A 12,076-nucleotide genomic window follows, 5' to 3' on the forward strand; every position below is an offset into this window, starting at 1 on the left:
ATTATATTTGATTGCTCGTTTCGGCGCTATCCCCTTCTCTCGCTATCGCATTGTTCAGGGGACGCACCTCAACTCACCGCCGCTTCACCACCCCCTAACCGCTTCGCGGTATAGGCGGAGTACTGCGACGGATCTTGATAGAGCGTCGATCTTCGCCTCGTGGGGAGTCGTCCGTTGGCAAAACAGAACAGTTATTCTAGAGAGGTGTGTTGTCCCCCCTATTCCAATTGACGGGCGGTCGAACGAAGTGCCTTTGTAGAAGTTGCGCCTCGTTAGATCGCCCGGTTCGACATCACTTTCGTTTGCTACCGCCTCCCATTTGAAGAAGTCGTATGCGCCAACTGAGCTGGAGACGATGGCCGCTTGCGGTCAAACTCACCACCACGATCGCTCTATCTACCCTCATCGGAGTCACGAGCGTTACATTACTGTCGTTGCGGGGCAAACGGCAAATTTTCCACCGCGAACTTCAAACTCGCACGAAGTTAGCGTTAGACGTTCTGTCGGAAACCTCGGCTGACAACCTGCTGCGGGGCAACGTGGAACCGTTGCAGACACTGCTATCGCAACTGGCAGAAAACGGCTCGATCGTTTCCGGCCGCGTCTACGACCGTCAGGGTAACATCGTTGCCGATACGGCCCGAACGGTATCGACCCCGACCCCCGATCCGTTCGGTCAGAGCGTCTTGAGCAGTGGAAGTCCCGTTTTTGAATGGGAGGGCGATCGCCTCCTAGCCGGCCAAACGGTACAAGTCGGCCCCGAAACCGTCGGTGCCATCAGCGTAACGGTGCTGACAGAAGATATCGACCGTCAAGCCGCTGAAACTCGCAATCGCAGCATTCCCATCGCCCTCTTGGTGACAGTCGGCGGTGGGGCGGTGGCTTGGTGGGTCAGTCGTTCGATCTCCGAGCCGCTACGTCAGCTAGCTGAAGCCACGAAATGGGTCGCCGAAGGGGAATTTCAGCGGGCGACGGACATTGACATTCTCTCGAAACTCGATCTCGAACGTCAGGACGAGCTGGGGGGTCTGGCGAAGTCTTTCAGTCGCATGACCGGCCAAATCCAAGATATGGTCTTGTATCTCGAGCAGCGGGCCGAACAAGTCCAAAAAAGCGAGATTAAGAACAAAGCCTTACTCGAAGCGATACCCGATACCATGTTCTGTCTGCGAACCGACGGAACCTATCTCGACGTGCAGGCGGATAAAGACCAACCGTTGCTATTGTCCCGCAGTGGGTTTCTCGGTAAAAGCTTGTACGAAGTGTTGCCGACGGAACTGGCCGATCGCAATATGTATTATGCCGAGCGAGCGCGAACCACGGGAGAGGTGCAGATTTTCGAGTACCAACTTCGCATCCCCGATCGCAAAACCGGCCAAAGCAAGTTACACGATTTCGAGGCGCGAATCGTCACCAGTGGCGACGACGAAGTGTTGGCGATCGTGCGCGACATTACCGAACGCAAACGCTACGAAGCCACCATCGAGGCCGAACGACAGCAACTGCGCCAAATTGTCACCCAAGCCCCGGTCGCGATGGCGATGGTCGATACGCAAATGTGCTATCTCGCCCACAGCAATACCTGGCTTTCTGATTACGATTTGGAAGGGCGATCGCTCGTCGGACGCTGTTACTACGATGTGTTTCCCGACATTCCCGATCGCTGGAAAGCCATGTACGATCGCGCTCTGAAAGGGGAAACGGCCTCAAACCCCGAAGATACCTGGAAGCGCGACGACGGATCGGTTCTTCACCTGCGTTGGGCGATCCATCCTTGGTACAAACCCGATGGTAGCGTCGGCGGAATCGTCATCGCTAGCACGCAAATTAACGAACTCGTCGAAGCTCGAGAAGCGGCGTTAGAAACAGCTCGCCTCAAGTCAGAATTTTTGGCCAACATGAGCCACGAAATCCGAACCCCCATGAACGGCGTGTTAGGGATGACGGATTTATTGCTGACGACGGATCTTACCGAGACGCAGCTCGAGTTTACACAAGCTCTCAAAACCAGCGGCGAACATTTGCTCAATTTAATTAACGACATTCTCGATTTCTCGAAGCTCGAAGCGGACAAGCTCAAGCTCGATCGCCATCCGTTCGAGTTGCAAACCTGTCTCGAAGAGGTGGTCAACCTGTTCGCCGTACAGGCCAAAAGTAAAAACTTGACCCTACAAGTTCAGCGCGAACCCGATCTTCCTATGCAGTTATTGGGAGATTCGAGGCGGTTGCGCCAAGTCTTGATGAATTTGGTCGGAAACGCGATTAAATTCACCGATCGCGGTTCGGTAACGATGTCGGTGCGGCGCGTGGCCTCTTCGGGGCGAAACACTACGGATTCCCAAGGTTCCCCCACGATGCCGATTTTGGAATTTTCTGTCAGCGATACGGGAATTGGGATTTCTGAAACGGATCTCAACCTATTGTTTCAAGCTTTTTCGCAGGTGGACGCTTCGAGTACCCGCAAGTATGGCGGAACGGGTTTGGGACTGGCTATCTGCCAGCAACTCGTTACGAAGATGGGCGGTCGAATTTGGGTCGAAAGTTGCCCGAGTAAAGGTTCGACGTTCCGCTTTACGGCTCAGTTTGCCGCGATCGATCGCTCCGTAGAATCGAACGCACCAACGCGACCGGAGAACGAAGAGGACGATTCGATCGCCTTACCCAGTCTACCTCTCGTCGCTCGGGCGATCGCGTCGTCTCCACCGACTGAGGATGCAGTGGCGACCGCACTCGGAACGGTGTTGGTGGTCGAAGATACCCGCATCAATCAAAAGGTGGTGATGAACCAACTCAAACTCCTCGGGTACGCGGCTGAGTGTGTCAACAACGGACGCGAGGCGGTCGATTGCCTATCCCAAGATGTCTTCGATATCGTGTTGATGGACTGTCAGATGCCAGTTCTTGATGGGTATCAAGCCACTCGCGAAATTCGGCAGTTAGAAGCCAACGGCGATCGCCACACGACGATCGTGGGACTGACCGCGCACGCCATGCAAGGCGATCGGCAAAAATGTCTCGATGCGGGGATGGACGATTACCTCGCCAAACCCGTGACGATGGACAAGCTAAAAGGAGTGCTGGCGTCTTGGATGTCCCGCACGAACGAACGGCGTACGGCGACGACAAAGGCGAGCGAAACAACTGACCTCGACGCCGATCCTGTCAACAGCGTCAACGGCGAGCGATCGCGTTCGGAATCAGAAGATATTATCGATTGGAACCGGTTACACGAGGTCTCTGGCGACGATGCGGAGTTCGAGATCGAGCTGCTCGATTCGTTTTTAGAATCCGCTTACGAATATTTAAATGGTGCCAGCCAAGCTTTAGAAGCCCGCGACGCCGAAACCTTTTGTCGTTTCGTCCACCAGTTAAAAGGTGCCAGCGGTAACGTGGGGATTCCTTCGATGATGGCGTTATCGAGCCAACTCAACGAACGAGCGAAAGCGAACTCGTTAGAAGGTGCTGACGAGGGGTTAAAGGAACTCTCCCAAATGCTCGATCGGGTCGAAACAACGCGATCGAAAATAACGGACCATTGACAGTCGTAGGGTGCGTGACCTGAAAAATGGGGTGTCGAACGTGAGACCGATCGCTCTGTCACGCACCGCCAATGTACACCGCCAACAGACAAGGGTGCGTGACCTGAAAAATGGGGTGTCGAAAGTGCTACGCACCGCTTCCGCGAACGTGAGACCGATCGCTCTGTCACGCACCGCCAATGTACACCGCCAACTCACTCGAACAACTGGGGAACTCGCTGACGGAGAGCGGCGTTGAGTTCGGGGAGACGATCGCGCATTTCGAGATACCAGGCGGCGCGATCGCTTGGGTGACGTTCGAGAAGGCGGTGTGCTGCGACCCAGTGATAGGCGTTCGTTCCCAGTTTGCGCCGCAAGTTCGCGTTCGCGAGGAGTTCGCGGAATTTCGCCTCGAAATCGTCTGTGGAACGGTAAATCAATCCGGTTTCACCGTCGATGATGCTCCGTTCGTATACCGTCGGACTGGCTAAGACGGCTAATCCTTGACCGCCGCATTCGACGAATTTCAAATCGGATTTCATCTGGTTGAAACGCGTGGGTTCTAAGGGAAGTAACGCGACGGTCGACGATCGCAGCACTTGTTGGTAGGTTTCGTAAGGACAAAACGGTGCGAAGGCTTTGTTCGGGGTGGCGAGGGCATCGAAAAAGCTGCGATCGTGGAGGACTTTCACGGTGACGCGATCGCCGAATTCGCTCAAGACTCGATTTATCGAACCGATTAAGGGTTTCCAATCTCCTTCTCGGTTTAACGCTCCGAAAAAGACGGTTGCGGCGTCGTAATCGGCGGGCGATCGTGGTGGTGGCAGCGTTGCGAGATGGTTGGGAAAAACTTTCACGTAAGGGTTAAATTGACGCAGGAATTCCGCCAACGGTTCGGTAGACGTTTGAACGCAGTGACAGCTTCGATAGCTGAAAAAGTCGGTTTGCTCGAACTGCGGCCACCGCATCGGATCGTCGTCAATTTCTGCCACGATGAGATAGCCGCGATCGAGTAAGTTTTTCTGTTGTTTTATGGCGATTTTGGGTTCTAATAACGCCCGTTGCCACACGAAGACTTTTTCTTCAGAGGGTTCGGCGATGTTGAGGGCGGCATTTTTTACGGACGACACCGCACGCACGCCGGGGATTCTGTTGCTGAATTCGTCGGGTTCGAGAACGCGGACGCGATCGCACGCCAGCGGTGCCATCATTAAGGTTTGAATCAACAAACGCCGTTGGGGTTTGGTGGCAGCGATAACGAATTGATGGGTTTCTACGAGAAGTTTGAAGCGATCGAGGGGTTGGTTGAGGGTTTTTGCCACCATTTCCAGATGGGGATAGAGTGCCTCGAATTCCCGAGGATCGTGGGAAATGGTACGCCCGACTTGTCGCACTTGTAAACCCGCCTCGGCGAACATGGTTTGTGCGGTTTCCAAGGTAAAAAAGCGTAAATGGGTGCGATCGAGCAATCCTTCGTCTTGATATTCCCATTGTCCTCGAATTAAGTCTCTTAAAATCGTCCAGTTTTGAATGTTGGGAATGGAAGAAACCACCCATCCGCCCGGTTTTAGCCATTTCACGTGATGGTTCAACACGCGCCAGGGATCGACTAAATGCTCGAGAACGTCGCCGTAGACGAGACAATCGACACTTTCGGGGGAAAATTGCAGTTGGGGATCGTCGAGGTTTTCCACGTTTGCCGCGATCGCGCGATCGAGCCGCGTTTGGGCAATTTCAGCCACCTCCGCTTCGAGTTCGATGCCGATATATTCTGTATTGGGATGTTTCTGTTTGTAGGCGTGACCGAGAGCGCCCGTTCCACAGCCAATTTCGATAATTCGCCCGACGTCGATCGGTAAAGCATCGAGGAGTTGGTGGTTAATGCGATCGTAATATTCTCGAGTCATTAGAAATGGCTGTACTCTATTTTTTTACGTTTGAGTGTAACGCGAACTAATCGGAATTTTGACTAAATGTGATTTTTCGCTATGTACAGTTACATACAGTATCTTTATTGAAAATTCAATTTACGACCGATAGCGTTTTTATTGAATTAGTCAAGATTCTATTGATTTTGTATTTTTAAAAATTTAAATTAAAAATACAAAACACGAATATTTAAGATATAAATGCTTCGATCTAAAACTCGTTAAAAAATACAGTTTTTGTGTCTTCCTTTTTCGATAGAGAAGTGTTTAAAATTTCCAAATTTCGATACCGAGACTTTGTAAAACGACTAAGGTAAGAGATACGGCTAACACGCCCCCCAGCGCGATCGCATCGACAGTACGAACGGGAATTTCCGACACCCGAGCCATAGAGCGACCGTATCCCCTCAGACGCATCGCCCGATAAACCTGTTCCGACTGCTCGTAACTGGTCACGAGGAGCGTTCCGGCGAGGGACGCCAGAATCTTGAGATTGCGCCAACTCAACTGTTGTCTGTTGAAACCCCGCAATCGCATTGCTGTTTGAACTTGTGTCAGGCGATCGAGGGTTTCGTACAAATAGCGATAAAACAATAGCATCATATCGGTAATCAGCGACGGGACGCCCAGCGATCGCATCGCCCGTAGCGTCGTGGCGATGGGACTCGTCCCGAACAACACCAAACTCACTGTCACGATACAGAGGAACCGCGTCGCAATTTCGACCACATCGAGCAGTCCTTCCCAGCGTACCGCCAGCCCAGCGATCTCGAACAGTATCGTTTCCCCCGAAACGAAGGGCAACACCACCACCACACCTAATAGAAAATAGCCCGGATAGTGCAGGCGATCGCACCAATAGGTTTTCGGTAAGCGAGAGAGCTTGTACAACAGCACTGTAATCCCCAGCATGGGGAGCAACAGGTACAAATCCTCGATAAAGGAAAACGTAAAAATTAACGCCATTAATCCCACGAACTTACATCGCGGTTCCCAACGGTGTAAGGGGGAATCTAAGCGGGCGTATTCGTCTAAACCGTGACGCATTTCAGTAAAGAAGGGGAGAGGGGGAGAAAGGGAGAAGGGGAGAGGGGGAGAGGGGGAGAAACTGTCACCTGAAAACTGTCTTCACTGGCGACGGGTGACTGGCGACGGGTGACTGAAACACTGTTCACTGCTCGCTGTTGACTGTTGACTGTAAAAGGCTGGGTTTGACCTGCTGGAGAAACAGGACGAGCATGGACGTAAACACGCCTTCAATAATGACGAGGGGGATTTGGGACAGGGTTAAAATCCAGACGGCGGAACGTTCGGCTTCGGCGTTGAGATTGCTGGGAACGTTCGCGATAACGATCGCAAAAAAGATTAAAGCTGACAATCCGACGCCTAACGCCCCGGCGAGAAATCCAAACACGCTCAAAGTCGTGCGGTTGTCGCTGCCAAAGCGGTGGCGAAACTGAAAGACATACGCTGACAGGAGTGCTGGAATGCCCATCATGGCGGCGTTGACCCCCAAAACGCTCATCCCGCCGTGTTGGAACATCACCGCCTGGAAAAACAACCCGACGAGAATGGCTGGAAAGGCGTAGTATCCCAATACTGCTCCCAGCAACCCGTTGAGAACCAGGTGAACGCTGGCGGGGGGAATGGGAATGTGAATGAGCGATCCTACGAAAAAGGCTGCGGTGAGTAACGAGGCTTTGGGAATGTTGGCTTGAGGATCGCGATCGCGGCGAATTTGACGCAGGGAAAACCACGTGGCCGCACCCGTGACGGCGTATCCGACAAGACAGACTTTGGCAGGGAGAAACCCGTCGGCAATGTGCATAAACGACCTTTGAGAACAATCTACGATTTGTGGCGACTGAAGTACAGGGCAGTGCCGATACAGCCCCAAGTAACGGCGGCGACGGTTAACAGGCGTTGGGGAAGGTTGGTTTCTCCGGCTTCGGCAACCCAAGCGGTCTCGCTTTTCGTATTGCGGGCGGCGGCCGTTCCGTTGCTATTGTCGAGGTCGATCGCAACGATGTCGCCGTGGCCGGCTTGACGGACGCTGACCGTCCAGGGTCCGGTGCGATCGCCGTCGGGAACGAACACGAACTGTCCGGCGTCGTCGGTCGTGCCAGTTTTCCAAGGGACGCTGGGATTGTCGGGAGCGTAAACCGTTACTTGAGCTTCGGCCATCGGTTCTCCTGAGTCGTAGGTAGCCTGGAGTTCGATCGCCGCTTGGCTGCGATAAGCGATATTTGCACCGTGGGCGAGGACGGGTTCGACTGAGCCGAACAGTACGAGTCCCCACAGGGCGATGGTCTGCTGCCAGTTCATCAATGTTCCCTCCTTGTCGATCGCGTTGGGGCGACTCCGTTATCGTAGATCGCCTTTTTCTCGGGCTTGGGAAATTTCCATGTTTTTTCAGGTCATACTCCATCCTTTTCCGATAAGCTAGGTTTCAAAAAGTCTTCACCACATCCCCCCTTAGCCCCCCAAAGAAGAGGGGGGTTGGGGGGATAGAGGGGCTTGGCTGACTGAGTAAAACCAGTATTTGAAATTCGGATTCCGTATCAGGAGTGCCAAAAAGCGACCCCTTGCTTTTATTGTGTCGCAAGGGGCCGCAAAATTCAGGAGGTTGGGAATTCAAGCGAAAGGTTCGGTTTGGGAAACTTCCGCAACGGGGCGATCGCTAACCGATCCCGAGCAAGAAGTCCGAATCGGAAACGTCAAAGACGGCTTCCTGTACGGATTCCATGTCCTCGCTACCCATCCCCAACACGACGCCGAGGTAGAAGCTACTTTCGACGCGCAGGGCGATATCGTCCACGCCATCGGCGTTCACGTCTTCGACGACGAACTCGATGCTGGAACTGAGCGATTGGGTAATCCCGATGCGATCGCCAGCTTGGAAGTCGAGAATCCAGTCGGCTTCTTGAGCGGAGGTGGTGTCGCTAGACGTTTCGGCACGCAGGACGAAGTTATCGTCACCCTCGCCACCCATGAGTTGGTCGGATCCCATGTCGCCGATGAGAACGTCGTCGCCGTCCTCACCCATGAGTTGGTCGTTACCTTGACCGCCATAAACGACGTCGTCTCCGTCGCCACCCATCATCATGTCGTCGTCGGTGTTGCCGTTGATGATGTCGCTGTCGTCGCCGCCCATGACCATGTCTTCGCCGTCACCGGAGGCGATAACGTCGTTCCCGGCTTCTCCGTTGACTTCGTCGTTTCCACCGTTGCAGGCGACTACGTCGTTGTCGTCGGTGCCAGATACGGTGTCGTCGTTGTCGCTACCAGAGACCACGTTTTCTCCGAGGTCGTCGAGGTCAGTTTCGCCACCTTCTGCCGGAAGTTCGGCGAATTCGCCGTTATTGAATTTGATTTCGGCAGAGGTGCTGATACCCCAGAACACGCTCAGTTTGGCTTCGGTTTTAATTAACACCGAACCGGCTACCGCACCGCTTCCGGTTCCGTCGCCGCCGACAAAGACACCGCCGCCGTCAGCGATATCGCCGACATCTTCGTCAGGCAGCGGATCGAAGGCATCTTCGCTTCCTTCGGACAGTTGGGTAATTTTGCCGTAGAGGTTGGCGATTTGGAAGCTTTCTTCGGGAGCGTCGAATCCGGTTTCGATACTCGAACCCCCGTCGATGGAAAAACCGTCGAGTTCGATGGTGTAGGTTCCGCCTTCGTATTCAAAGGTTTGAGGACTCAAGCCGCTGGTGGCAAAGCGCAGGCGATCGCCGTCTTCGACCGGATCTCCGGTTTCGTTCGGGGTGTTGAGAATATTGAAGAAGAAGTCGAAGGATTCGGGATCGTCGTCGAGATCGTCGATATCGATGTTGAGGCTAAAGCCGAAATCGCCGTTGAAGTTGCTGTTGGTGGTTCCGTTGCGATAGAACAGTTGACCGATTTTGAACTGTTCGCCCGCTTCGGTGCCAAAGTCGCTACCGTCGAATTGGACGATGTTGGAGAAACTGTCGCTGACGGGATCTCCCCACTCGAAGCGGTTTTCGGTACCACCGTTATCGTCGCTGAGTTCGTAAACGGCGTCGGGATTGTCTTCGACCGGACCGGAAAACTGACCGAAGGACGTGCCGACAAAGACGCCATCGCCACCGTCGTCGGAGACATCGTCACCACCGTCGTCGGTCATGTCGTCGTCCCCTTCGCCGCCCGTCGCGTCGTCGTCGGTCATGTCGTCGTCGGGGGTATCTTCGTCAGAGGTATCGTCGTCGGTCATGTCGTCGTCGGTCATGTCGTCGTCGGGAAGCGTCGCAGGGACGACACCGGACAGCTTGCTGCTACCCGTTCGGCCGTCACCGACACTGGTGAGGCGAACGCCGAATTCTTCACCGAGCAGGTCGTCGAGCGTTAGTTCTCCCGAATCGCTCGAGATTAGGAAACTGGTCGTTTGAATGTCGTCGCTACCGATACCTGCGGTTCCGATCGCGACGCCTGCGTCGAAGGTTTGAGGTTCGATAACGGCATCGCCGACACCGCTGATGTTTCCGGCAAAGTCGGAACCCGTCACGTCGTCGCCTGCAACGCTCAACGTACTCAAGAGTGCATCGTCAACCACGTTGAAGAAGATACCGTTGATGTCAGCAATCGGATCGATTCCAGCGATCGTGACTTGAATGCCCTCTGAGGTTTCTTCGAGAGTTACGCTGGCGGTGGCGTCGTCTCCTGTAAAGTTGGCAATGTCAAAGGACACGCTAGAGGCTCCCGATGTATCGTCGGTGTCGTCCGTAACCCCAGTGTCGTCTAGGTCGTCCATCGGACCGCCGGTATCGGGGTCGTCCAGCATATCCATCATTAAATCGTCATCCATGCCTCAGTTCCTCTATAAATGAATTGGTCGATCGAATTACAAATTCATAGGGTCGGGACGATAAAGCACCCGATGATTCTGCCGCGCGCGCGATCGCGGGCTGTCCCGTCTTGAAAGCTAGATGGAACGCGAAGCGTAAATGTTCCCGAAATCTAGAATTTTTTTTTTGATTTTTTTGATTTTTAAAGGATTTTTGTCGAGCTATCCCAATCTCTGAGACTCTTTCGGCAGGTCAGATCTTATCGGTAACTTAGTCGGTTTTCGTAACGTCCCGTCACAGCTTTCTAAGCTTCAATTTCTGATATTTTCTCAGTAGAATTACGGAGAAAGTGGTGCAGAAAAGTCCTGAAACCCTTGTTAGAAAAGGGTCTTCGGAGTTTGAGGTGATAAGCGGATTTTATACAGGGTCAAAACCCTTGCTGTAGGGGCGTCATGGCAATGCGCCCCGGTTCGATTTCGTATTATTCATAACAAATTACACCGTAATCTCAGGAGACCCTTAGAAAAGATATCGCCGTATGAAAGGGTTGGCCGCACAATCCCAGATCGGTAAATTGTGCTGCCGGAGATCCCCGGCATCTCTAGCTGGGGATCTAACTCGAATCTCAATTCATATTTTATGTGTTTTGTCAATCCCCAATCTCGAAAAGTTTTCTGCACCACTGATACGGAATCCGAATCTCAACGCTGAGCGGAGCCGAAGCGTTGAGTCCGAGCGGAGTCGAGGAAGGACTCAAATACTGGTTTTGCCTAACCCGACAAGTCCCTCTATCCTCCCAACCCCCCTATCCTTTGGGGGACTGAGGGGGGATGTGGTGAAGACTTCTTGAAATCTAAGGTCTGTCATCAATTAGCTGTGGACTCCTTGTCAACACTGAATTTCAGGCTTTAATCCGATCTGAAACTGAAATCGCTGAAAGCCTTTCCCTAAGTGGAATCTGAATTTAATTGATGACACGCCCTAGTGTATCGGAAAAGGAAGGAGTATGAGCTTCATCAGGACGTGACGTGCAACGTCCCGATCGCGTCCTGTGTCTATTCCCCTGGCTCGGCCGTCATCGATTCGTGACAGTGGCCTTCGCCGACGTGTCCCAAACTCGGTAATAGCTGTATCAAGGTTTCGTACTCTTCCGGAGACAGGCGGGTGGATAACGCCTCGAGATCGGCTTCGACGGTTCCGTTTTCAGCTAAAACGGCGATCGGCTCGAATCCTAACGCTCCGGTATTGATTTCGTCGTCAGCGGGGGCGTCTCCGTCTCCGAAGAGATGATCGAAGTGAAAGGTGGCTTCGAGATCGGCAGTTCCACCGGAGGACAGAATCCCTTTTCGCTCGTCACCGACGAACTCACCACAGGTAAACGCGAGGGGTTCGCCGAATTTCAGCATGAAATCGATGGTTTCGCCGTCTTTCTCAGCAGTTCCATCGAGAACGATGCTGTATCCCTCAGCCGGACCGTCGGTAGCAGGCGTCATTTTCCACGAGAGGGCGTTGTACTGTCCTGCTGGGGCTTCGACTTCGCTCAGAAGAATCGGCTCGGCTGCTTCGTCTCCAGCGGCGAGATCGACGGTTTGGGATTCGACGAGAACGATGCTTTCTTTGGCGTTGGGTTCGCCACCGGAAAAGGCGTCGTAGGGGGGATCGGTTTGATAGGCCGTTACGTCACTCAGATGAGCGTAGAGGTTGTCGAAGCGAACGCTCCACCCGTCTTTAGTGGTAAATCCCTGACGGACGAAATCTTCACCGTTGGCTCGAACGCTGAGGGTTCCCGGTTCGTCACCGGTCGTCTCTGGGGTGGTTTCGGAGG

The 12,076-nt window shown here is 53.5% G+C and carries 7 protein-coding genes; 1 reads left to right on the plus strand and 6 read right to left on the minus strand.

The window, feature by feature from the left end; genetic code table 11:
* The first annotated feature begins 332 nt into the window (after positions 1-332).
* Positions 333-3,539 (plus strand): ATP-binding protein, encoded by a 3,207-nt coding sequence (locus POG22_RS04135; protein WP_498903800.1) that lies wholly within the window; start codon positions 333-335, stop codon positions 3,537-3,539.
* A gap of 194 nt (positions 3,540-3,733) precedes the next feature.
* On the opposite strand, the gene POG22_RS04140 is transcribed toward POG22_RS04135, so the two are convergent.
* From POG22_RS04140 to POG22_RS04165, 6 genes are all read right to left on the minus strand, one after another.
* A complete protein-coding gene (locus tag POG22_RS04140) occupies positions 3,734-5,425 on the minus strand; it encodes a methyltransferase (RefSeq protein ID WP_498903801.1) in 1,692 nt (563 codons plus the stop codon).
* A 288-nt stretch (positions 5,426-5,713) separates the two neighbouring features.
* Entirely contained in the window at positions 5,714-6,493 is a 780-nt protein-coding gene (cbiQ, locus tag POG22_RS04145) for a cobalt ECF transporter T component CbiQ (protein WP_498903802.1), read from the minus strand.
* 124 nt (positions 6,494-6,617) lie between these two features.
* On the minus strand, positions 6,618-7,274 hold the full coding sequence (gene cbiM, locus POG22_RS04150) for a cobalt transporter CbiM (RefSeq protein ID WP_498903804.1): 657 nt from the start codon (positions 7,272-7,274) through the stop codon (positions 6,618-6,620).
* 20 nt (positions 7,275-7,294) lie between these two features.
* Positions 7,295-7,771: a carboxypeptidase-like regulatory domain-containing protein gene (locus tag POG22_RS04155; protein WP_498903805.1), complete on the minus strand. Its 477-nt coding sequence runs from the start codon at positions 7,769-7,771 to the stop codon at positions 7,295-7,297.
* A gap of 355 nt (positions 7,772-8,126) precedes the next feature.
* Complete coding sequence (locus tag POG22_RS04160) at positions 8,127-10,271, minus strand: choice-of-anchor K domain-containing protein (RefSeq protein WP_498903806.1); 2,145 nt, start codon at positions 10,269-10,271, stop codon at positions 8,127-8,129.
* A 1,035-nt stretch (positions 10,272-11,306) separates the two neighbouring features.
* A partial coding sequence (locus POG22_RS04165) for a DUF4382 domain-containing protein (protein WP_498903807.1) occupies positions 11,307-12,076 on the minus strand: 770 nt, incomplete at its 5' end.

This window comes from Geitlerinema sp. CS-897 (genome assembly GCF_028368005.1).
In the GTDB taxonomy this organism is placed as follows: domain Bacteria; phylum Cyanobacteriota; class Cyanobacteriia; order Cyanobacteriales; family Geitlerinemataceae; genus Baaleninema; species Baaleninema simplex.

Bases quoted from the DNA above. Each gene is read 5' to 3' on its own strand.
- cbiM (WP_498903804.1), bottom strand. From the start codon at position 7,274: ATGCACATTGCCGACGGGTTTCTCCCTGCCAAAGTCTGTCTTGTCGGA.
- POG22_RS04160 (WP_498903806.1), bottom strand. From the start codon at position 10,271: ATGGATGACGATTTAATGATGGATATGCTGGACGACCCCGATACCGGC.
- POG22_RS04155 (WP_498903805.1), bottom strand. From the start codon at position 7,771: ATGAACTGGCAGCAGACCATCGCCCTGTGGGGACTCGTACTGTTCGGC.
- POG22_RS04135 (WP_498903800.1), top strand. From the start codon at position 333: ATGCGCCAACTGAGCTGGAGACGATGGCCGCTTGCGGTCAAACTCACC.
- POG22_RS04140 (WP_498903801.1), bottom strand. From the start codon at position 5,425: ATGACTCGAGAATATTACGATCGCATTAACCACCAACTCCTCGATGCT.
- cbiQ (WP_498903802.1), bottom strand. From the start codon at position 6,493: ATGCGTCACGGTTTAGACGAATACGCCCGCTTAGATTCCCCCTTACAC.